Source organism: Parapedobacter sp. 2B3 (assembly GCF_041925275.1).
In the GTDB taxonomy this organism is placed as follows: Bacteria; Bacteroidota; Bacteroidia; order Sphingobacteriales; family Sphingobacteriaceae; genus Parapedobacter; species Parapedobacter pyrenivorans_A.
Genome location: NZ_JBHEUZ010000009.1, coordinates 158,659 through 179,909, shown reverse-complemented (window position 1 = coordinate 179,909; position 21,251 = coordinate 158,659). Strand labels below are relative to the sequence as shown.

Genomic DNA, 21,251 nt, shown 5'->3' with positions numbered 1-21,251 from the left:
TCGCACGTAATCCTTTCCATGCGGGAAGCCATTGCTCCCCGTGCGCAAGCGATGGTCTGCACACTGCCAACCGTTGCTTCCGGGACGCAAGCGATTACTTATTCGCTCTATTTTTCTGCTCAATATTCAGTTTTCTGAACCCGAGGTGCTTCTTTTCCCGTTCCGTCATCAACCTCATCACGTCCGATTTCAGGTAGTAGGGGCGGCGGCCGACGGTGATGATGGGTTTCAGTAGCTTGCCATTCACCTCATTGTAGAAGGTGCCCTTGGAGATGCCTAAATATTCGGTCACCCACGTGATGTCAACGTGTTCGGGAGGTTCGGTCGCCAGTTGCGGCGCTGGACTTCTCTGGCCGTGTCTCGGTATGCGCTCGGCGAGTAAATCGCGGATTTTTTTGGTCTCTTCCAATAGTAGTTTTAACGTAGCAAGTGTTTCCATAGTGATGGTCAATCAGTATGAAAGCAAAATTCAGTGGTTACGGCATTGGCAGGTAGGTTGTTAAGGACAAATGGGTTGGTTTATTTCGGACAGTTGATGCCTTGGAAGGCAAGTGTCCCAACACATTCCTGTATGCTTTTGAGAATGCCGACTTATCCGCGTAGCCCAACAAGTGGGCGACTTCCTGCACTGAAATATGTTCGTCTTTCGAAAGTAGTTGGTGGGCTGTTGCCATCCGTAGGTTGAGGAGCATGCGACCGGGGCTAACGGTACCTTTCGAAACGCTGTGAAAGGCACGGTTCAAGGTTTTGGGCGACACGTGTATGGCGGCAGCAATCGTTTCGATACTGGAAAATTCGGCAAGGAGGAGGGACTGGTTACAACGGTGGATAAATTCGTGGACGATGTGCGCATAGTGACGGCGTGTCGCCGATTTCTTCATGGTTTCTGCCAATAAATGATCGTAATGGGCCATAATCCGGTTTAGGTTATGGAAATGGTCCAACTCGGCAGTAAGTGTTTTGAGGTTCGATTGACCGGTAATAGCAGGGAGATGTTTTGCAAATGCATCAGGCACTTTGTAGTTGGGAAAAATGACGGCTTCTTGATGCGGTAGCATGGCTGCCGAGATTTCGTTGATGATTGGCAGTGTTTGCTTGATGCGCCTGATCCACGCGGTAGCGGATGCGAAGCAAACTAGCCGATGCTTACCTGTGGAGAACGTGACGGCGTAGTCGCCTTTGCACAAATAAAGCGCCTGGCAGTGATTGGCCGATGAAGATACAGGGATATCTGCTGCGCCTGTGCGCTTCATAATGAGTTGGCCTTTGATTAAAACAAAAAGATAGAGGCCGGTTTCGAGTATGGCTACCGATGCGTGCGTGGCTGCGGGCGTGTCTATGGTGACGACCATTTGTGTATAGTGTACAATCGTCGTGGTTTTGGCGGTTGCGGTAATTTCATCGGAGTCGGTTTGCACGATGGTTCTTGCCTCCGGATCGGACAGGGAAGGGAAGCGTATTTCTACGGTCGGTTTCATGGTGGATGTTTTTCGTTAATGGTAAATTGGTACGGTGAAGATAGGGAGTTTTGGTTGAATATCGTGTGTCATACTAGTTAAAATACTCGGAAGATTTGGTTGGTCAAAAGTTGTTGGTCTGATTCGAAAGAGATGACAGTCGATAAAGATGACGAGCGGCTCAAGCGAAAGAAGCGGGGATTAGGGAGGTAATGGGATGTGAAAAAACCGAAGAGCATTTGGAACCTGATACGTTACACGTTATATTTGCATAATGATTGGAAGTATCCAGCATAAGGGATTAAAACGGTTTTATGAGAAAGGTGATGTATCCAAGCTACAGGCGCAGCATGTCAGTAAAATCCGGTTGATACTAACCCGTTTGAATGCCGCGGCAACACCGGATGAAATGAACGTGCCGGGATCTGGCTGCACCAACTCAAAGGTGACCTGAAAGGATTTTGGGCGGTAAAAGTGGATAAGAACTTCAGAATCATATTCCGGTTTGAGGGTGAAAATGCCGTAGACGTAGATTACATTGATTACCACTAAAAAGGAGGATAAAGATATGGCCATGTATAATCCGGCGCATCCTGGCGAATTGATCCGGGAAACGATTGAAGGTATACGCTACGAAACGGGCGAGAAGCTTCCCATTGAGGAAGTAGCGAAAGGGTTGGGCATCACACGTAAGACCTTATCTGCCATTATAAATGGCAGACAAGGGGTAACGCCCGAAATGGCGATAAAGCTGGCTGCTGGTTTGGGAGCTACGCCTGAATTTTGGTTGCGGGCTCAAGAGAATTACGACCTGTTTCAGGCACGGAAGAAAGTGGATACGGGAAGTATCCGGGTGTTTTGGAAAAGTGCGGTTGCGGCTTTGTAAGCTTAAGATGCTTGTTTACGCTCTTCACAAAAGTAGCGAAAGAATGAGCCGAATAAAACTTGTAATCGGCTCATGGTGTATAATTGGCAACTACAGGGATGGCCAGATTTTACTTACGATGTCGCGGAAGTTCAGCCGTCTATTCTTGCATTTGCGCAGGAAACAGGGGAAGTGAACGGCCTTATCCAAGGATTGCCGGACACGCTCAAGCAAGAGACACTGCTCCAGCTCATGCTTTCGGAAGCGGTGAAAACCTCTGAAATCGAGGGAGAGTACCTAAACCGCGAGGATGTGATGTCTTCCATTCGGAATAACCTAGGGTTAAACGATACGCCGGTTTACGTTAAAGACCAGCGTGCATTGGACGTTACCGCATGGATGGTTTATTTTTCAAGCGTGATCCTGGAGGCGCAGCGGGATGCCAAAGCCATGGTAGGGTTTATGTTGAAGAAAGCGCAGTTTTATGATCGGTATAAAACCCAGCTTGACGAGCGGCAATGGAAGGCGATCAATAAAATGCTGGACAAGGGAGCAGAGGGTTTTGAAGGCGGGATGACGGCCAAGAAGTACATGGGCATTACCAAGGTTTCCAAAGCCACCGCGACGCGTGATTTGCAGCAATTGCACGAACTGGGGGTACTGGTACAGGAAGGGGCGGGGCGTTCTGTGCGTTATCAGTTGAACCTATCATAGTTATTTGGCTCCTGTTTGTACCTTATTTCAGTAAAATACTATCAATCAACACAAACTACCTATTGCATCGTTGAAGTAAGATGTGTAGCGGATTTCCCGCCTACGAGTTCAAAATGTCGACACGCTATCAGGTGAAAAATAGGGCGAATGAATCTGAGACGGGAAAAACCGGATTTATATTTATCTTGTGGGGCATTTCAACTGTGCGGCCGAAGCGCGGCTTGCCACTATAAAAAGTTTAAGCGATGGCAAATAATAACCAGATAAAATGCCCCAGCTGTGGCACTTCCATTGATGTACAGGACATCCTGGCACACCAACTGGAAACGGAAATCAAGCAAAAATACCAAAGCCAGTTGGCGGCTGAACGCCAACGTTACGAACAGGAACAAGCGAAGTTAGCATTAGCGCAGGAAGCTTTTGAGCAAAAAAAGAAACAGGAGAATGAGTTGTTTCAACAGCGGCTGGATACGAAGCTGCGCGAAGAAAGGAAGGCCCTTGAAGATCGCTTGAAAACCAAGTTGGCCGATGAGCAGGCGGAGCAATTCAACGCCCTGCAACAGGAGCTTAATGACAAATCGGAGCAGCTAAAGGAACTGAACCGGGCAAAAGCCGATATCGAACGCCTGAAACGTGAGAAGGATGAGCTGAAGGAGGCGGTGGAGCTCGACCTGCAACGGAAAATGAACGAGCAGCTACAGACTGAACGCGAGCGTATCAAAAAGTTGGAAGAAGATAAAAATGAACTGAAGCTGCGCGAACTCCAAAAGCAATTGGACGATCAGAAAAAGCTCACCGAAGAAATGAAGCGCAAGCAAGAGCAAGGGTCTATGCAATTGCAGGGCGAGGTGCAGGAACTGGCCATTGAAGAGTGGTTGGCAATGCAATTTCCACTGGACAGCATCGAGGAGGTGAAAAAAGGCGCGCGGGGTGGCGATTGTATACAGGTGGTCAATACGCATAACCGCGTGGACTGCGGTAAAATCTATTACGAAAGCAAGCGTACCAAAGATTTCCAACCCAGTTGGATCGAGAAATTCAAAGCCGATATGCGCGAAAAGGGTGCTGATGTGGGCGTGCTGGTTACTGACGCCATGCCGGCGGGGTTTGAACGCATGGGCATCAAGGATGGTGTGTGGATTTGCTCGTACGAGGAGTTCAAGGGGTTGTGTGGCGTGCTCCGCGAAACGGTCATCCAAATCGGGTTGGCGGTAGCTTCCCAGGAAAATAAAGGGGATAAGATGCACATGCTCTACGATTTCCTTACCAGCAACACATTCCGCATGCAGGTGGAGGCCATCGTGGAAGGCTTTTCGTCCATGCGGAACGAATTGGAACGGGAGAAGCGTGCCATGCAGCGGATATGGAAAGAACGCGAGAAGCAGATAGACAAGGTGGTTGCCAATACCATTGATATGTACGGATCGATCAGGGGCATTGCCGGGAGCGCCATACAACCGGTGAAAGCATTGGAGCTACCGGAAGGCGATTTGGAGGACGATGATTAACGGCACAAAAAAACCTCCCGGTCCGCGGGAGGTTGGGCAACAACGCCGGGTGTTGCGTTGTTATCCATTGGTGGGCCTTGGTGCCCAGCGGTCATACGGCGTCATGTCGAAGCTGTTCACCTCGTCCATCGTCAATCCCAGTGCGCTGGCTACCCCTTCGCCGTATTCGGGGTCGGCCTTGTAGCAATTGCGGATGTGGCGGATTTGTATGAACTTGTCCGCGCCACCTACCTGGGCTGCCGTATTCCGGAATAAGGTGTCGGCTTTGCCATCTGCCTTGATAATGCGGAACAAGTTGCCCGGCTGGGTGTAATAGTCTTCGTCATCGTCGCGGAAGTTATGCGCATAAGCCGTTCCTTCCAGCTCCAACGGTGGTTCTTTCGCTGCGGGTTGTTCCTGCCATTCGCCATAGCTATTGGGTTCGTAGTGCTTGGCATCGCCATAGTTGCCATCCACGCGCATGGCACCATCCCTATGGTAGGCATGGTAGGGGCACTTCGGCTTATTTACGGGTATCTGGTAGTGGTTTACGCCCAAGCGGTAGCGCTGTGCATCGCCGTAGGAGAACAGCCGGCCCTGTAGCATTTTGTCGGGCGAGAAGCCTATGCCAGGAACGATATTCGTAGGGTTAAACGCAGCTTGCTCCACATCCTGGAAATAGTTGTCGGGGTTGCGGTTCAGTTCGAACTCGCCCACGGGGATGAGCGGGAAGTCTTTCTTGGACCATACCTTCGTCAGGTCAAATGGATGGAAGCGATAGGTCTTTGCCTCCTCTTCGGTCATGATTTGGATAAACATCTTCCATTTCGGGAAATCTTGCCGCTCGATGGCATCAAAGAGGTCCCGCTGCGACGACTCACGGTCCGTGCCGACTATTTTGGCTGCTTCTTCGTCCGATAGGTTGTCAATCCCTTGCTGGGTAACGAAGTGGAACTTCACCCAATGCCGTACATTGTTGCTGTTGATGAAGCTATAGGTATGGCTGCCGAAGCCGTGCATATGACGGTAGCCACGGGGAATGCCGCGGTCGCTCATGACGATGGTCACTTGGTGCAGCGACTCGGGAAGCAGCGTCCAGAAATCCCAGTTGTTGTTGGCACTCCGCAGGTTGGTTTTCGGATCGCGCTTGACAGCATGGTTCAGGTCGGGAAACTTCATCGGGTCGCGGAAGAAAAATACAGGTGTGTTGTTGCCAACCAAATCCCATATCCCCTCATCCGTATAGAATTTCAATGCAAAGCCCCGGATGTCGCGCTCGGCATCCGCCGCTCCGCGCTCGCCCGCAACCGTGGAAAACCGCGCAAATAGTTCGGTTTTTTTTCCAATCTGGCTGAAAATGTTGGCCTTGGTGTATTGCGTGATGTCGTGCGTAACGGTAAACGTACCGAAAGCACCCGAACCTTTCGCATGCATCCGCCGCTCGGGGATAACCTCGCGGTCAAAATTGGCCATCTTTTCAAGGAACCAAAAGTCCTGCATAAGCATCGGACCCCTCGGGCCGGCCGTCTGCGCGTTTTGGTTGTCCGGAACCGGGGCTCCGGTTTGTCTGGTTAGTTTTCCCTTGTTGTCTTCCATGTTGTTGTTATTTTAGTGAGTACACACAAATATATATAGATTATGTTGATTGATTTTTATAAACACGATAAATTATGTTTATATGCATATAGAGGTGCTAAATAAATGGCCGCTGCTAACATACGGAAAGAACCCGACAATGTCCGGACGATTTTGTAAATGTAACAGTAAAATTTATTGTATTTTATGCGTAATTGTCTTAGGTTAGCAGCCCATGCAAATCAAGGGTCATATCATTGCGCAGTTCGGTCGTGTGTTTCTTTTTATTTTCTGTTGCTATTTGTCGGGTTGTGCAGGGACGGCCGAAGACGACGGCCATGATCCGCGGCGGCCTTCTTTTGAGCCGATTGTAGGGGTCGATTTCTATGAGGTGAGGCGCTCGTTCGATAACGGGTTGGCGTATGACTCTATCGGCTTTGTGCAGGAAGCCGAGTGGCATGTTAAGTTTACCCGCGGCGATGCCATCCAAATCTATGTGCCGGGAAGTGATTCGTCATTCAATTTCGAGATTACACACGACCACGATTCATTTTTCCACTTTGCGCGCGAGAGCTGGAAAGTGGTCGACCTGAACAGGGATAGCCTCATGTTGCAGCGGCTGAGCCTGGATGGGTTGCGCGTGAATAAAATGCGGTCCAATGTATACATGCGGTTCTACGCCAAGGAGTATCTCAACGGACTGGGTAAGTCGTTGGTGCGGTTGCGGGAACCGCGTAGGCAAGACACGTTGTTTGTACAGGAAATGGTGTGGCGGGCCAACCGAAACCTCACCCATGTAGATAGTTCGTATTCATCCAAGAATTACCCCAAATTGGCAAGCAAGAGTGGATTATTGGAAATCGAGCGGCGGCAGTATGACAGCCTTGAGCTGATGAGCCAGTCGTCGGCCTATGAATACCTGTATCCGGAATATGACATCACCATCCATGGGGCGTACAAGGATTTTTACCATACGTTTTCCGTGCTGGTAGGCCCGGATGGCAAACTTCGCTTGGGCAAGTTTTTCGTGATGCCTGAATTTGTGGAATCGAGGCGGCGGGTACTCACCGGCATCGTAGATGTCTACCTCCAGAACCTGTTAGATGTAACGCCGGCATCGACCTTAGGGTTGCCGCATAACAGCGTGGTATATCTACGGGTCCGGGGCAAGATGGATAAACCATAAAATAACTATATATTTGGTAGCTAATATACCGTATATGCTGAACGCCATCCGGTATGGGATACTTTTTGCGTTGGCCATCTTCCTGTGGGCTGTGGCCGAGACGGTGCTTGGGCTCCACAACAGGTATATACAGTACCATGAATACCTATCGTATTTCTTTGCGGTGCCGTCGGTTGGTATTATGTATTGGGGCATCCGTGCCAGCGGGAGCACACAGGGACACGGGATGCGGTTCCGTAAGGCATTCGTGACAGGCTTGGGGATTACCGCAGTGGTTACCCTCCTGTGCCCCGTGGTATGGTATGTTTTCTGTACGTTCGTTAACCCGATGTTTTTGGATAACATGGCGCGCCATGCCACCGAAACAAAGAGCATGCCCCCGCTATTGGCTACGCAGCGGTACGCGTTATCAAACTACATATACATATCGGCCTTTTCTACGGCAGTGATCGGGTCGATTATTTCGTTGGTGATAGCTGTCATCATGGATGGTCGCCGGCGTTAACGCTGGTTGCTTTTTATGTGCGCCCGATTCCGTACCTTAGCGGGTGTTAAACAAGGATACGTGCTATGTTCGATAAATTAATGGCAGCCCAGCAGAAGGCTGAAGAAATAAAGAAACGGCTTGACCATATCATGGTTACAGGCGAGGCGGAAGGGGGGGCCGTCAAGGTAACGGCAACCGCCAACAGGGAAGTAACCGACGTAAGCATCGACCCGGTGTTTCTTGCCGATGTCGGTAAGGAAGAACTGGAAGAAGTGCTGGTCGTGGCCATCAACAAGGCCATGAAACAAGCCGAGAACGTGAGCCAAACCGAAATGCAAGGGGCAGCCAAAGATATGCTTGGTGGATTAGGCGGCCTGTTTTAAGCCGCCATCCATACGATCGTAGCTTATTTTATTGCTGGGCTGATTTATTGATATGGTATTGCACCAGGTCGTCTATCGGCGACCGGACGATGCGCCCCACTTTCATGCCGTATTGGCTGGCCGTTTCTTCCAACACATTTCTGAAGTTGTACCCCACGGATCCGATGCAATTGAACGTATAGTTTTGGTAATCGGGATAACGGGAAACGAGGTTACGGAAAAAATCATCGAATGCCGTCTGTACGATGCCGCGCGAGTAGCTGATGTTGACCGATACATCGTATACGAATTTGCTGAAACTAGCACAGAACCGGTTGGCCAACGGTTTGGTATATACGGCATCCATCACTTCGTCGGGCGTTAGCTTATAGGTGTCCCAAAACACTTCCCTTACATCTTCGGGCATATAGCCGCGAATGTAATCGGTAAGCAGTTTCTTGCCTATGTAGCAGCCACTGCCCTCGTCGCCCAGGATATAGGCGGCTGAATCGATGTTGTGGGCGATATCTTCGCCGTCGTATATGCAGGTATTCGTTCCGGTACCAAGGATTGCGGCGAAGCCCGGCTGGTCACCCAGCAATGCCCGTGCAGCGGCAAGCAGATCGTGCCCTACGAACACCTGGGAATTGGTAAACACTTTCTCTAGGGCCTCTACAACAATGCCCGCTTTTTCCTCGTTATGTACACCCGCACCGTAATAATTCACTTCGGAGACTTCGTTGTATGGTAAATCCTTCGGCAATCCCTTTTTGAGCGAGTTTACGATATATTCGCTGTCTACGAAATAAGGGTTGTAACCCTCGGTATTGAAGTACACTTTTTTCCCAGCGTTGTCCAGCAAGCACCAATTGGTTTTGGTCGATCCTCCGTCTGCAATTATAATCATTTGTTGGGTGTTAGTTTTGTTGGTTTTTTTCAGTTCAATGATATTCATTCAATTATTCGCGCCGAAAATACGGTTTTCCCCGAAAATAATAACATTATGAACCTTGTTATTTCAAAAATAGTCCAAACTGAAGGCGTAGCGGGCTAATGCCCGCCTTCGGTATGGATGCTTTCGATGTCGTGTCCTTGCTTTTTGAGGATGTCTGATACCTTCCATGCGAAAAACGCTAGGTAGGCAAAGCAAGCCACAGGAACCCAATACGAGCGATGGATGTCATGCACCACATCGGCGATGCTTCCCTGCAACGGTGGGATGATGGCCCCGCCCAAGATCATCATGATAAGGAGAGCCGATCCCTGGCTGGTGTATTTCCCCAATCCGGTGATGCTCAGTGCAAAGATGCTGGGCCACATGATGGAGCAGACCAAACCGCCGCTGATAAAGGCAAAGATGCCGACATCACCCTCGGTATACAGACCGATGAGCATGGCAATGACACCCAGGATACCCAATGCCATCAGCAATTTAGCGGGTTTGGCCTGGGCCCAGAAATTCGCTCCGATCATCACGGCGATGCAGATAGCATATATATATAGGTCTGAAACATCGCGCCCGCTGATCCAGTTGACGAGTAGGATAACGCCAAAGGCAATGTAGGGCACCAATACGCTCAACACGAGCCGCATGCGTTTGCTCATCTTGAATACCGTAACAGCCCCCATCCAGCGGCCGATCATGAGGCTGCCCCAATACAGCGAAATGTAGTGCGAAATCTGAGACTCGTCATGGCCCCCGAATTCGGGGGTCTTCAGCAAAGCGCCGAGATTACTCTGTATGGTTACCTCTACCCCCACGTAGACGAAGATGGCCAGCATACCCAACGTAAGCTGCGGGTACTTCATGGCGCCCCACCCGTCGCCGTTCTTCTGCGCGGAGCCGTTGGATAAGAATAGGATGGTTACGACAGCCAGTAAGGCAATCACGAGCAAGCCGAGTGTGCCTTCGTGCCCGAACCGTTCTGGCAGTGCAAACCCGATAACAATGAGCGCCAGTATAGACAGCGTAATCGCTACCAGTGCCTTGGTAAGTTTGTTGCTGCGCTCGGGCTCTTCATCGGAAGTGACGCGCGGCATTTTACGGATGGCGAAAAAGCCGGCAACCAACAAGAACACACCGGCAAGAATAATATACAGAATATTGATGGAGCTGATCGGCGCATGGGCAACCTGGTCGGGAGTGGCTACCACCGTGCCGAATAAGATGAGCGTGATGATGATGGGGCCAATGGTGGTGCCGAACGAGTTGACGCCGCCGGCAAGGCTGAGCCGGTGTGCACCGGTGGCAGGGTCGCCCAGCGCGACAGCAAACGGATTAGCCGCGGTCTGCTGCAGGGAAAACCCAAGCGCGATGACGAAAAATGCCATGAGAATAAATAGGTATTCTGAACTCATCACCGAGGGAATCATGCACAATGCACCCACCACGGAGATGAGCAACCCGTAGATAATGCCCTTTTTGTAGCCTATCCGATTGAGGAAGTCATACCCCACGCCACTCGAATAGAGGTATAATAATAAGGAGCCGATGAAATAGGCGCCATAAAAAGCCGAGTCAATGAGTTGCGACTCGAACTGGGTAAGGTCGAAATGGGACTTGCAGAACGGGATGAATACGCCGTTAGCCCCCGCCAGGAATCCCCAGAAGAAAAACACCATGGTCAGCGAATACAGGGCTGATGAGTAGCTTTTATTGGATGCAGTTGTCATTTTGTTTTATTTGCTTCGTATAAGGTTAGCCGAAAATTTTGCCTAACATAGGAGTTTTCGCGCCAATTATTCAAACTTTTCAGGGACTTTTCTGTTGCTATTGGTAATAAATCGTTTTACCTAATTGATACACAGTGTGTTATTTTGATTTTTTTTAAAGGCCGGAAATCGGAAGGTTTTGGCCCCGATTTTTCGTTGTTGATAGGCCGTAAACTTTATTTTTTAATATTTTTTGAAAAGACAAAAGGAATACGTTACTTTGCGCAGTATTCTCAAAGTTTATCCTAGATACTTCGTCGAAAACTCTTTGATTTCTGAAGATTGATGCTGAATCACTACTGTTTAAAATGGACGGCGGACCGAGGTGGATAAATTTCTTTGTATAACAGCAAATCCATATATTATTATATTTTTTAGTTGAATGAATATTAATGAACTGAACGCAAAGCTCGTGTCCGAGTTGCGTGAAATAGCGAAGTTGATTGGTATCGCTGACGTCGAAAAGCTTCGGAAACATGAGTTGGTGACCAAAATCGTTGAGACCGGGGAGGAGGAAGCAAAAAACGCTGCTGCCCCAGAGCCAACTACTGAAGACGCAGCGGGTGCCGCCGGTGAGCGCCCACGGAAACGTACACGTACCGTGAAGTCCGGTGAGCCGGTCAGCGTGCGCAATACCCGCGACGATTTTTCTGCGGACAGCCGGGAGCCTGCTGCACCGGTTGAGAGTAGGCCGGAACCAATCGGCGTACCGAAGCCTGCCAACGGCAGCAAGATGGAAGGCCCCACGGCCAGCCTCGACTTTGACAATGTGATTGTCAACGAAGGGGTGCTTGAAATTATGCCCGATGGGTATGGTTTCCTTCGGTCCTCAGACTACAACTACCTTACTTCGCCCGATGATATCTACGTTTCCCAGTCGCAAATCAAACTTTTTGGGCTCAAGACAGGCGACACGGTGCGTGGTAGTATCCGGCCGCCGAAAGAAGGTGAGAAATATTTCCCGTTAGTCCGCGTAGAAGCCATCAACGGCCAGAATCCTGCGGAGGTGCGCGACCGGGTGCCGTTCGATTTCCTGACGCCGCTGTTCCCAACCGAACGGTTGAAACTTTTTACCGGACCGGGCAACTACTCCACACGGATCATGGACCTGTTCACACCCATCGGTAAGGGCCAACGCGGATTGATCGTGGCGCAACCCAAAACAGGTAAAACCATGTTGCTCAAGGATGTGGCCAACGCCATTGCAAAAAACCATCCCGAGGTGTACCTGATTATCCTCCTCATTGATGAACGTCCGGAAGAGGTGACGGATATGGCCCGTAGCGTACGTGCCGAAGTGGTGTCGTCTACCTTCGACGAGCCGGCCGATAGGCATGTGAAGATAGCGAACATCGTGTTGGAAAAGGCAAAACGGATGGTCGAATGCGGGCACGATGTGGTAATACTGCTAGATTCAATCACCCGGTTGGCCCGGGCTTACAATACAGTGGCGCCCGCTTCGGGTAAAATTCTGTCGGGTGGTGTGGATGCCAACGCGCTCCACAAGCCGAAACGTTTCTTCGGCGCCGCACGTAATATCGAACACGGTGGCTCCCTAACGATACTGGCAACAGCCTTGATCGACACAGGATCTAAGATGGACGAGGTTATCTTCGAAGAATTTAAGGGAACAGGCAACATGGAGTTGCAACTGGATCGGAAACTCTCCAACAAACGGGTTTTCCCGGCAATCGATCTCATTGCGTCAAGTACGCGTAGGGACGACCTGCTGAACGATCGGGAAACGTTGCAGCGGATATGGGTGTTGCGCAACCACCTGGCCGATATGAATTCGATGGAAGCCATGGAATTCCTGTTGTCCCAGATGCGTGGAACCAAGTCTAATGAAGAGTTCCTCATCAGCATGAACGGTTAATCATTGATAAAGGTCAGTTATTGGTAATGGCTGTAGCACCAACAGGCTACAGCCATCTTTTATGAAAACGCATATACCCAATTTTATAACCTGCCTGAACCTATTCAGTGGTTGTGTTGGTGTAACCTATGCCTTCGCAGGCGAGCTCGACATCGCTGCTTATTGCGTGCTTGCGTCGGGAATCTTCGATTTCTTTGATGGATTGGCCGCGCGTGTGCTGCGCGTGAAATCGCCCATCGGTAAGGAACTGGATTCGTTGGCTGACGTGGTGAGTTTTGGTTTCCTGCCAGGGGCCGTGCTCTACAGCATGCTGGGCACGGCATGGCCGGGCAACGCCTATTTGGCCTATTTGGGGTTTGTGGTCACTGTTTTTTCGGCACTCCGATTGGCAAAGTTCAATATTGACGACCGGCAGTCGACCGATTTTGTCGGTCTCAATACACCGATGAATGCGTTTTATGTGATTTCACTCCCTTTCGTAGCGGGTGCGTACGGGGCTATTGTGTATCATCCTGTTTTCTTGGTAAGCAGTATTGTGGTCACTTCCCTGTTGCTCGTGAGCAATGTCAGGCTTTTTTCCCTAAAGTTCACCTCACTTTCCTGGCACGAAAACGCTTGGAAATTCACTTTTTTACTGGTGAGCGCCCTCTTGGTGGTATGGTTGGGGTTTGCCGCTGCCCCGTTGGTGCTGGCGCTTTATTTTCTGTGCTCATTCATCCACTTCCGGCAAGCCGGATGAACCTGGCCACGCCTTGTTAATCAATCGTTCTCAAATACGCATTCAGTTCCCCGTAAAGCACGTCTAACCGTGGTAGCATTGCCGCTAATTTGGCGGCTATGGAATCGAGGTCCTGAAGGTATTTTGCCGCGTCTTCTATTTCCTGCAATTCCTGGCGCATTTGGTTGGCTCCTACGTAAGCGAGGGTGGGTTTGATATGGTGAGCCTGTTTATAGGCTTTTTCCCAATCTTCCTGCTCGATATAAGTGGAAAGGAGTTCTATGTCTGGCGGCGTCTGTTTTACAAAAAGCTCCAGTATTTCCCTGATGAGGTGTGTGTTGCCACCGGAGAGGTCCATCAGATAAGCCAAATCGGCTTGCTCAAAGTTCATGTTGTTCATTAGTATCTGGATTAAAAAGTCGTACAGCCAGTTTATCGGATGTATAGTTCAGTAGCTCGGTAGTTGTCTTCCCCGATACCGGATGAATGAACCCGGGTGCGATTTCTTGCAGCGGCGCCAACGCAAACCGCCGGTTGGCCAGGTGGGGGTGCGGTACCTGCAGGGTTGCCTGGTCGATGACCTGATTGGCATAATACAGTATGTCGATGTCAATCAACCGCGATTCCCATTTGTTGACGCGTATACGGCCCAACCGTTTTTCAATGCCGTTGATTTTCTCAAGCAATTGGAGCGGCTGGAGGGGAGTTGCGGCCAGTACCACTTGGTTGAGGTAGCTGGGTTGCTCTTCGTTTCCCCAGGCATCCGTTTCGTATATCGACGAGATACGGCGCAATGTCCCTATCTCGTGGCTTATTTCGCTGCGCGCGCGGCTTAGTAGGGCAACCCTGTCGCCCATGTTCGTACCCAATAACAGGTAGGCATTCGTTGTGACCAGCATAAAAAGCGATATCGAGCGGTTTCGATAGGCAAACTTAGCTAAACCGCCGTTTATATCCAAATTTACAGCAGTGTAACGAATCGGCCGCCACATCGTCCAATACATGCTTGGCAACATATGCCATTTGCCAATGCAATGAAGTTTTTCTAAGTTTGGACACCTTAATATAGAATTGTATATGAAATCATTTTTCAAATATGTGTTGGCCACGGTTACCGGTATAGTCATTTCGTTCATCCTCCTGTTTGTGGTAGGCTTGATCATCATTGGCGCACTGGTCAGTTCCATGAGTGCCGACAAAGAGACTACCGTGGCAGCCAACTCGCTGCTGCTCATCGACCTGAAACACGAAATAACTGAGCGTACTATTCCCGACCCGTTCGAAGAGCTTGATCTGCCGGGGTTCGTTACCGTTAAAAGCTTCGGGCTGAATGATATACTTAAACGTATCGAAGGGGCCAAAGACGATGAACGCATCCAAGGGATATGCCTTGATCTCTCTTCGGTGTCGGCCAGCTTCGCCACCCTGCAGGAAATCCGTGATGCGCTGCTCGATTTCAAAGACGCGGGAAAATTCATCATTGCGTATAGCGAGGGGTATACCCAACGTGCCTATTATTTGGCCTCTACCGCCGACCGGGTTTACGTCAACCCCGAAGGTTCCATAGATTTCAGGGGGCTTGCCTCGCAGACCGCATTCCTGAAAGGCACACTGGATAAATTGGGCATTGAGGCGCAAGTGGTGAAGGTGGGGACATTCAAAAGCGCGGTGGAACCACTGATATTGGATAAGATGAGCGATGCCAATAGGGAGCAGGTCAGTTCTTTCCTGGGAAGCATATACGATCATTTCATTGCCCAGATAGGTGAGAGCCGTGGCATGACGCCCGACTCATTGCACGCCATTGCCGATGGCTATCTCGTGCGAACGGCCGACGATGCGGTGACTTATGGACTGGCCGACGGTAAACGGTACAAGGACGAGATCCTCGCCGAGCTGAAAGACTCGCTCAGTATCGATCAAGACAAGGACCTGAACGTGGTGTCTATCCTGAAATATAAGCCAACCGCAAAACCGACCAGTACGTCGGTGCGCGACCGCGTAGCGGTGGTATATGCGGTCGGCAACATCGTGTCGGGTGAAGGCGGCGATGACATGATCGGTTCGGAACGTATCTCGCGTGAGCTGCGTAAGGTACGCCGTGATGACAAGGTGAAGGCGGTGGTATTCCGCGTTAATTCGCCAGGAGGTAGCGCGTTGGCTTCTGACGTGATCTGGCGTGAGGTGGATTTGTTGCGGCAGGAAAAGCCAATCATCGTATCCATGGGAGATGTGGCCGCATCCGGCGGATATTATATCGCGGCCGCGGCCGATTCAATCTTTGCCGAACCCAATACCATCACGGGCTCCATCGGCGTGTTCGGCGTTATCCCCAACATGCAGGAATTGTACAACGATAAGCTGGGCATTACCTTTGATGAGGTGAAGACAGGCAAATACGCCGACTTTCTGGCCAATGTGGATCGGCCGCTCACGGCCGATGAGCGGCAGATAATCCAACTGCAGGTAAACCAGATATACGATACGTTCGTGCAACGCGTGGCCGACGGCCGCGGGTTATCCAAGGAACAGGTAGACAGTATCGGCCAAGGGCGTGTATGGAGCGGACAACAAGCATTGGAACATGGGCTGGTAGACCGCCTGGGCAGCATAGATGATGCAATTGCCGCCGCCGCGGGCAAGGCAGGTCTGGAAACCTACCGCTTGGTTGCCTATCCCGCCATCAAAAGTCCCATTGAGTCGCTCTTGGGGGGCTCGACCGACCGGATAAGCACGTGGTTTAACAAGCAGGCACTCGGCGAGCAATATCGTTACTACGAACAGGCGAAAGCAGCCCTGCAGTTGCGTGGCATACAGGCGCGGCTTCCGTTTACCATGGAGATTTATTAACGGCATGGCTACGGCATCACAGCCGCACACGCTCGGCAACGGCACCAAGAAGGTGTTGATAACCGAATGTCCCCGCGATGCGATGCAAGGTATCCACCGTTTTATCCCCACGGCCACCAAGGCTGCTTATATGAAGCGGCTTCTCAACGTGGGGTTCGACCGGCTCGATTTCGGTAGTTTCGTGTCGCCAAAGGCCATCCCCCAGCTTCGGGATACAGCGGAAGTGCTGGGCCTCTTGGATAGCGTGCCCAGTGCAACCAAGCTCCTCGCCATCGTTGCCAACACCCGGGGAGCGGAAGAAGCGGTGCGGCATATGCACGTAGACATCGTGGGTTTTCCCTTTTCGGTTTCCGAGACGTTCCAACAGCGCAATGCCAACAGCGGCATTGCCCAAGCGCTTGAAACCGTGAAGCAGATCGGTACGATATGCCATGCCAATGGTCGCACACCGCTGGTTTACCTATCCATGGGTTTCGGCAACCCCTATGGCGACCCATGGAGCCCAGCAACCGTGGCCGATTATACGGGAAAGCTGGTGGCCATGGGAATCCGGCATTTCGCATTGGCCGATACCGTGGGAAGCTCCACGCCGGATGCCATCGCGTCGTTGTATCCTTACCTCCAAGATGCGTTTCCCGATATCGAATTGGGCCTGCACCTGCACAGTACGCCAGGGGCCGGCCGTGAAAAACTGATTGCCGCACTCGACGCCGGATGCACCCGGTTCGATACGGCGTTGCGCGGATTCGGTGGCTGCCCGATGGCGGCCGACAAGCTAACGGGCAACATCGCCACGGAGACACTTCTGGAGCTGCTCGATGAGCGGGGTATTGAAACGGGACTCGACCGCGACGCTTGGGCTGCGGCCCAGTGGTATAGCCACGAGGTATTTTGATTTTCCAATACTTATAGTAGCTTTGTTCCCCTTACATCATTAGCATTAATATGAAGACGATAGACAATTTCGATTTTTCCGGAAAAAAGGCCTTGATACGGGTAGACTTCAATGTTCCCCTGGATGAGCATTACGCCATTACCGACGATAACCGCATACAAGGGGCGGCACCCACCATCAAGAAGATACTGAACGATGGCGGCGCTGTCATCTTGATGTCGCACCTGGGTAGGCCCAAGGAAGGGCCTACGGAAAAGTTCTCCCTGAAACACATCGTGGCGCATCTTTCGGACGTGCTGGGAGTGGATGTGCAATTTGCCGAAGACTGTATCGGTGAGCAAGCCTATGCCAAAGCTGCCGGACTGAAGCCCGGTGAGGTGCTGCTTTTGGAGAACCTCCGCTTTTATAAAGAAGAGGAAAAAGGCGATGTGGGGTTTGCAGAAAAGCTGTCCAAGCTCGGCGATGTGTATGTAAACGATGCTTTCGGTACCGCGCACCGTGCGCACGCGTCGACGGCGGTGATTGCACAGTTCTTTCCAAAAGCGAAATACTTCGGCTATCTCATGGCAGCAGAGGTGGGCAATGCCGAGCGCGTACTGAACAATCCGCAGCGTCCGTTTACCGCCATTATGGGGGGCGCTAAGGTGTCTGATAAGCTCGAATTGATCGAAGCGCTGCTTGACAAGGTTGATAACTTGATTATCGGTGGTGGGATGGCCTATACGTTTGTGAAAGCCCGTGGCGGTGAGATCGGCCAGTCGCTGGTAGAGATGGATAAACTTGACTTGGCAAATGACTTGGTGAAGAAGGCGAAAAAGAAAGGCGTAAACCTCGTATTGCCCACCGACTGCCAGATAGCTGATCGGTTTGCGCCGGATTCACCGGCATACGACGGTCCCAACGACCAGGTGCCAGCTGACAAGATGGGACTGGATATCGGTAAGGAATCGGGTGAACATTTCGCCCAAGTGATCCTGGCCTCCAACACGATCTTGTGGAACGGCCCGATGGGTGTATTTGAGATGGATAAATTCGCCAAAGGCACGCGGGCGGTGGCGGATGCCGTGGTGGCTGCAACGGAGCGGGGCGCATTCTCGCTGATTGGTGGCGGCGACTCGGCAGCGGCGGTAAGCAAATTCGGCATGACCGAGCATGTAAGCTACGTGAGCACCGGGGGCGGTGCCTTGCTGGAATATATGGAGGGCAAGGAACTGCCCGGCGTGAAAGCCATCAACGAATAGAAAATGAAGCGGCTTCGGCCGCTTTTTTTATAGTTAATAACGGTACCCAATACTATAGGTAGCAAAAAGCCGCCGCTGGGCACTTGTCTCGTTGGCATAAACCAGTTTGACGCCGAAATCGAAATCAGGCAAGTAGAATCGCAATAAATTCATGTCTGCCCTCAGCTCCGCACCAAATGTACGGGGCTGGAGGGGCTTGCCGGTGCGCACATTCTGAAAGTCGGCAAACAACCCGCCTTTAAAGCGTTTGATATAGGCCAGCGGGCCGATGGACCAATCGGGATAGGCGAACGGAAACCGGTAGCTGAACAGCAGCGTGTTGTCCACAGGAATGGGGCTCAGCTGATCGTAGCCGCTCACCAACGGGATGTCATCAATCAGTTGGTAGGTGCCGCTGCGCTGCTGGTAGCTGAAGCGTGCGAGCAACGAATGGTTGCGCCATAAGCCCGGGAAATAGAATGCTGTACGGAGAGAGAGATGCTCGCCGCTAAGGTTACCATCGAAAGGGAAATGCCGGTAGCTGACGCTAACATGCTGGCCCCACCGTGGAGCTAGGTCCAATGCGCTCTGCCGCACGTTGTGGTTGAAATAGGCTTGGTAACTCATCGGAAACCGGATGCCGTTGATGAACTGTTCCTGGAGCTGCGGTTCACTCAGCCCATACCTGTTGGTGTAAGATGTCGCCGCATTTACACCGGTGGTGAATACATGGTTAAGCCGATAGAAAGCAAGCGGGATATCCATTTGCAATGTCGCCACGTTTTCCCGCCAGCGAACGCGTATGGTGTCTGCTTCCTGGCCGTTGGTTACCCGGGCCGCGACCAGCTGCCCACGGTTGCTGTACGCCAGTGAGAACTTGGGGAAAAAGCGCTGGTAGGCTACCGACGCAGAGTACGTGCTGGAACGGATATAGCTGTCGTAGTGGTAACCTAAACGGATTTGTGTGGTGTTCAACAAGTCGTCAGAAAGCCAGTAGATGCCGGGCTTGATATCACCGATGTTGTCGAAATTTCCGTTGTCTATCGACAAACTGTGGAAGTTCACCAGATTTTTGATACCATTGTAAGCCGTAGAAGGCCATATCTCGTTTGCCAACGTGTCTTTTGTCGTGAAAACGTCTTTTTGGCTTACAGGGGCTTTAAAATGGCTTATCGGCAAACCAGCCATTTTCAGCCGACTGATTTCGTGCCCATTTACCTGGTAATTATTGAACCATAATTGGTTGCCCGTGGTGTCTGCCGAAGGGTTGAATGCCCCGAAGCGGGCGTTGGTGAGCTGGTGGATGATGCCCTGCTGATCCAGCGCATACAGGTTATCGATATCATTGAAATGGGCTTTGAAAACGATGCGGCTGCCAGCATATACCGGCCGTTCGATCTGCTGGACCTGCCAGTCGAGCAGGTAACGGTAGGTGCCCGTAGGGATATCGAGTTCGACGAGGGTAGCACCCTTTTCGGATATGCCTGTAGCCACCACTTTGGTGCCCGTAGGGTCAAACGAGGGCGTCTGCAGCAGGATGTTTTCGGGGGAAGGGAAACTTGCTAAAGGCGCCCCGGTCCCAACGTCGAGCAATACCAGACTCACCTTATTGCTTTCATCGATGGCTACGGTGGCTACCTGTGTGCCGTTTGGATGCAGCGTGGGTGAGAAGTATCTGCTCTTCCGCGTGAGTTGCCGGTAGGTGTTTTTCTGGAGATCATACACGTTGATGACGCTGTATGTGCGCTTACCATAACGGCTGTGCCGACGCACCTCGTCCCACACGATTTTGCCTGCCGCATAGGCGAAATGGGCCTCGGTTTGACGGCCGGTTTTCACCACATCCGTATGCCTGCCGGACGTATCGAGGATGACGATTTTCGGGACCTCCCGCACGCCCCTGTACAGAGCGATGACACGTCCGTTTGGAAGCGCTTGCGGTAGCAGCCAGCTCGTGGGTTTTCCATCGTTTTCCAAAGGCAGAATGGGGTAGTCTGTCGGGTCGTTTTCGACTACCTGTTCGTGCCATTTTTCGGAGAGATTCCCAGTTACTTTTCCGTGCCATTTACGCGTGCCGTAGCCGGTGAATTTATGGAGCGAGTTGGTGAAATTATAAGGGCGTACGGGGAGCTTGGCCATGCGGGTCATCAGGCTATCGAGGATGGCCGGACCATAGCTGTCCTGCAATGCAGCCGTCATGAAATAACCGAGTTCGTAGAACCCCGGCGTAACGTCTTTGAGCGACCCCAGATAATCTTTCTGGTAGCTGTATTTTTTACCGCTAAGGAGGTTTGCCCGGAGGGACATTTCCCAGGAGGGGAGACGCCCACGCCCGGCGTTGGAAAGCCGGGTTTCTGCCACCACTGCGTCGCCCTCAAAAAACCACGCGGGCAGGGTGACCCCATAAATGGCGAGCGCCAGTTGTTCAAAAAAAGGTGCCCTTAAGTAGCCTGTCAATTTGTCAAACTGCGCCACGTGGCGAAGCTCATGGATAGCGAGATTGTCTAGCCATTTTTGGAAATCCCCTTGCTGGGGTGGGGTGGTGTAGAACTCAGAACGGCGGGGCGCGAGCTGTACATTTCCATTGGATTCTACGGTTTGGTTGTGGAGGATGATCGAAATTTTGCGCGGTCGCTTGCCGAGGGAAACACTCACGCGCTCGTGCAAACCCACGAGTTTGCTGGCCAGTTGCTGTGCCTCATCTTCGAATGCCGACGGATAAATGAGTTGGAAATTTTCCGTTTGGATTTGCCGCCATCTTACACTTGGGGGGTACTGGTCCCCGTTGAAAATCTGGGAAAACACATTATATGAATTTAAACATAATAATAATGCAATTAAACAATT

Annotated in this window: 19 protein-coding genes and 1 pseudogene; 12 read left to right on the top strand and 8 right to left on the bottom strand. The window is 51.3% G+C overall.

From position 1 onward, the window contains the following. Positions 1-94 precede the first annotated feature (94 nt). Both ACEVG1_RS12055 and ACEVG1_RS12050 read right to left on the bottom strand, forming a co-directional pair. A complete protein-coding gene (locus ACEVG1_RS12055; RefSeq protein ID WP_374743930.1) occupies positions 95-439 on the bottom strand; it encodes a helix-turn-helix transcriptional regulator in 345 nt (114 codons plus the stop codon). 37 nt (positions 440-476) lie between these two features. Then, entirely contained in the window at positions 477-1,478 is a 1,002-nt protein-coding gene (locus ACEVG1_RS12050) for a helix-turn-helix domain-containing protein (protein WP_374743929.1), read from the bottom strand. A 253-nt stretch (positions 1,479-1,731) separates the two neighbouring features. Here ACEVG1_RS12050 and ACEVG1_RS12045 point away from each other — a divergent pair. The 4 genes and pseudogenes from ACEVG1_RS12045 to ACEVG1_RS12030 all read left to right on the top strand — a co-directional run bounded on the left by ACEVG1_RS12045 (position 1,732) and on the right by ACEVG1_RS12030 (position 4,544). Further along, a pseudogene (locus ACEVG1_RS12045) lies at positions 1,732-2,009 on the top strand (type II toxin-antitoxin system RelE/ParE family toxin). 16 nt (positions 2,010-2,025) lie between these two features. Then, complete coding sequence (locus ACEVG1_RS12040) at positions 2,026-2,343, top strand: HigA family addiction module antitoxin (protein WP_374743928.1); 318 nt, start codon at positions 2,026-2,028, stop codon at positions 2,341-2,343. Positions 2,344-2,415: 72 nt separating this feature from the next. Next, positions 2,416-3,036, top strand: a complete 621-nt coding sequence (locus tag ACEVG1_RS12035) for a DUF4172 domain-containing protein (protein ID WP_374743927.1) — start codon at positions 2,416-2,418, stop codon at positions 3,034-3,036. 245 nt (positions 3,037-3,281) lie between these two features. Then, entirely contained in the window at positions 3,282-4,544 is a 1,263-nt protein-coding gene (locus tag ACEVG1_RS12030; RefSeq protein WP_374743926.1) for a DUF2130 domain-containing protein, read from the top strand. 60 nt (positions 4,545-4,604) lie between these two features. Here ACEVG1_RS12030 and ACEVG1_RS12025 read toward each other — a convergent pair whose 3' ends face one another. Next, the gene (locus ACEVG1_RS12025; protein WP_374743925.1) at positions 4,605-6,119 is read right to left on the bottom strand and encodes a catalase; all 1,515 of its coding nucleotides are present in this window, start codon (positions 6,117-6,119) and stop codon (positions 4,605-4,607) included. Positions 6,120-6,333: 214 nt separating this feature from the next. Between ACEVG1_RS12025 and ACEVG1_RS12020 the strand changes: the two genes are divergently transcribed. The 3 genes from ACEVG1_RS12020 (at position 6,334) to ACEVG1_RS12010 (ending at position 8,154) form a co-directional block, all read left to right on the top strand. Beyond that, complete coding sequence (locus tag ACEVG1_RS12020) at positions 6,334-7,284, top strand: hypothetical protein (protein ID WP_374743924.1); 951 nt, start codon at positions 6,334-6,336, stop codon at positions 7,282-7,284. Between the two features lie 34 nt (positions 7,285-7,318). Continuing rightward, positions 7,319-7,789, top strand: a complete 471-nt coding sequence (locus ACEVG1_RS12015) for a DUF4199 domain-containing protein (protein WP_374743923.1) — start codon at positions 7,319-7,321, stop codon at positions 7,787-7,789. A 65-nt stretch (positions 7,790-7,854) separates the two neighbouring features. After that, the gene (locus ACEVG1_RS12010; RefSeq protein WP_374743922.1) at positions 7,855-8,154 is read left to right on the top strand and encodes a YbaB/EbfC family nucleoid-associated protein; all 300 of its coding nucleotides are present in this window, start codon (positions 7,855-7,857) and stop codon (positions 8,152-8,154) included. A gap of 28 nt (positions 8,155-8,182) precedes the next feature. On the opposite strand, the gene ACEVG1_RS12005 is transcribed toward ACEVG1_RS12010, so the two are convergent. Both ACEVG1_RS12005 and ACEVG1_RS12000 read right to left on the bottom strand, forming a co-directional pair. Next, positions 8,183-9,040, bottom strand: coding sequence for an N-acetylglucosamine kinase (locus tag ACEVG1_RS12005; protein ID WP_374743921.1), 858 nt, complete (start codon positions 9,038-9,040; stop codon positions 8,183-8,185). 143 nt (positions 9,041-9,183) lie between these two features. Beyond that, positions 9,184-10,806, bottom strand: coding sequence for an MFS transporter (locus ACEVG1_RS12000; RefSeq protein ID WP_374743920.1), 1,623 nt, complete (start codon positions 10,804-10,806; stop codon positions 9,184-9,186). Between the two features lie 421 nt (positions 10,807-11,227). Between ACEVG1_RS12000 and rho the strand changes: the two genes are divergently transcribed. Both rho and pssA read left to right on the top strand, forming a co-directional pair. Next, positions 11,228-12,721 (top strand): transcription termination factor Rho, encoded by a 1,494-nt coding sequence (rho, locus tag ACEVG1_RS11995; protein ID WP_374743919.1) that lies wholly within the window; start codon positions 11,228-11,230, stop codon positions 12,719-12,721. A 61-nt stretch (positions 12,722-12,782) separates the two neighbouring features. After that, a complete protein-coding gene (gene pssA, locus ACEVG1_RS11990; RefSeq protein ID WP_374743918.1) occupies positions 12,783-13,460 on the top strand; it encodes a CDP-diacylglycerol--serine O-phosphatidyltransferase in 678 nt (225 codons plus the stop codon). Between the two features lie 16 nt (positions 13,461-13,476). On the opposite strand, the gene ACEVG1_RS11985 is transcribed toward pssA, so the two are convergent. Together ACEVG1_RS11985 and folK are read right to left on the bottom strand one after the other, a co-directional pair. After that, entirely contained in the window at positions 13,477-13,839 is a 363-nt protein-coding gene (locus tag ACEVG1_RS11985; protein ID WP_374743917.1) for an Hpt domain-containing protein, read from the bottom strand. Further along, entirely contained in the window at positions 13,820-14,338 is a 519-nt protein-coding gene (folK, locus tag ACEVG1_RS11980; RefSeq protein WP_374743916.1) for a 2-amino-4-hydroxy-6-hydroxymethyldihydropteridine diphosphokinase, read from the bottom strand. Before folK ends, ACEVG1_RS11985 begins: the two co-directional genes overlap by 20 nt. A gap of 178 nt (positions 14,339-14,516) precedes the next feature. Here folK and sppA point away from each other — a divergent pair, with 178 nt between their 5' ends. From sppA to pgk, 3 genes are read left to right on the top strand one after another with little or no spacing between them, the layout of a single operon-like run. Further along, on the top strand, positions 14,517-16,289 hold the full coding sequence (sppA, locus tag ACEVG1_RS11975) for a signal peptide peptidase SppA (RefSeq protein ID WP_374743915.1): 1,773 nt from the start codon (positions 14,517-14,519) through the stop codon (positions 16,287-16,289). Between the two features lie 4 nt (positions 16,290-16,293). Then, positions 16,294-17,184, top strand: a complete 891-nt coding sequence (locus ACEVG1_RS11970; RefSeq protein WP_374743914.1) for a hydroxymethylglutaryl-CoA lyase — start codon at positions 16,294-16,296, stop codon at positions 17,182-17,184. 50 nt (positions 17,185-17,234) lie between these two features. After that, a complete protein-coding gene (pgk, locus tag ACEVG1_RS11965) occupies positions 17,235-18,425 on the top strand; it encodes a phosphoglycerate kinase (RefSeq protein WP_374743913.1) in 1,191 nt (396 codons plus the stop codon). 33 nt (positions 18,426-18,458) lie between these two features. Here pgk and ACEVG1_RS11960 read toward each other — a convergent pair whose 3' ends face one another. Beyond that, a complete protein-coding gene (locus ACEVG1_RS11960) occupies positions 18,459-21,209 on the bottom strand; it encodes a TolB family protein (protein WP_374743912.1) in 2,751 nt (916 codons plus the stop codon). Positions 21,210-21,251 lie beyond the last annotated feature (42 nt).

Coding starts and splice junctions, on each gene's coding strand:
- ACEVG1_RS12055 (WP_374743930.1), bottom strand. CDS start 439: ATGGAAACACTTGCTACGTTAAAACTACTATTGGAAGAGACCAAAAAA.
- ACEVG1_RS12050 (WP_374743929.1), bottom strand. CDS start 1,478: ATGAAACCGACCGTAGAAATACGCTTCCCTTCCCTGTCCGATCCGGAG.
- ACEVG1_RS12040 (WP_374743928.1), top strand. CDS start 2,026: ATGGCCATGTATAATCCGGCGCATCCTGGCGAATTGATCCGGGAAACG.
- ACEVG1_RS12035 (WP_374743927.1), top strand. CDS start 2,416: ATGGTGTATAATTGGCAACTACAGGGATGGCCAGATTTTACTTACGAT.
- ACEVG1_RS12030 (WP_374743926.1), top strand. CDS start 3,282: ATGGCAAATAATAACCAGATAAAATGCCCCAGCTGTGGCACTTCCATT.
- ACEVG1_RS12025 (WP_374743925.1), bottom strand. CDS start 6,119: ATGGAAGACAACAAGGGAAAACTAACCAGACAAACCGGAGCCCCGGTT.
- ACEVG1_RS12020 (WP_374743924.1), top strand. CDS start 6,334: ATGCAAATCAAGGGTCATATCATTGCGCAGTTCGGTCGTGTGTTTCTT.
- ACEVG1_RS12015 (WP_374743923.1), top strand. CDS start 7,319: ATGCTGAACGCCATCCGGTATGGGATACTTTTTGCGTTGGCCATCTTC.
- ACEVG1_RS12010 (WP_374743922.1), top strand. CDS start 7,855: ATGTTCGATAAATTAATGGCAGCCCAGCAGAAGGCTGAAGAAATAAAG.
- ACEVG1_RS12005 (WP_374743921.1), bottom strand. CDS start 9,040: ATGATTATAATTGCAGACGGAGGATCGACCAAAACCAATTGGTGCTTG.
- ACEVG1_RS12000 (WP_374743920.1), bottom strand. CDS start 10,806: ATGACAACTGCATCCAATAAAAGCTACTCATCAGCCCTGTATTCGCTG.
- rho (WP_374743919.1), top strand. CDS start 11,228: ATGAATATTAATGAACTGAACGCAAAGCTCGTGTCCGAGTTGCGTGAA.
- pssA (WP_374743918.1), top strand. CDS start 12,783: ATGAAAACGCATATACCCAATTTTATAACCTGCCTGAACCTATTCAGT.
- ACEVG1_RS11985 (WP_374743917.1), bottom strand. CDS start 13,839: ATGAACAACATGAACTTTGAGCAAGCCGATTTGGCTTATCTGATGGAC.
- folK (WP_374743916.1), bottom strand. CDS start 14,338: ATGCTGGTCACAACGAATGCCTACCTGTTATTGGGTACGAACATGGGC.
- sppA (WP_374743915.1), top strand. CDS start 14,517: ATGAAATCATTTTTCAAATATGTGTTGGCCACGGTTACCGGTATAGTC.
- ACEVG1_RS11970 (WP_374743914.1), top strand. CDS start 16,294: ATGGCTACGGCATCACAGCCGCACACGCTCGGCAACGGCACCAAGAAG.
- pgk (WP_374743913.1), top strand. CDS start 17,235: ATGAAGACGATAGACAATTTCGATTTTTCCGGAAAAAAGGCCTTGATA.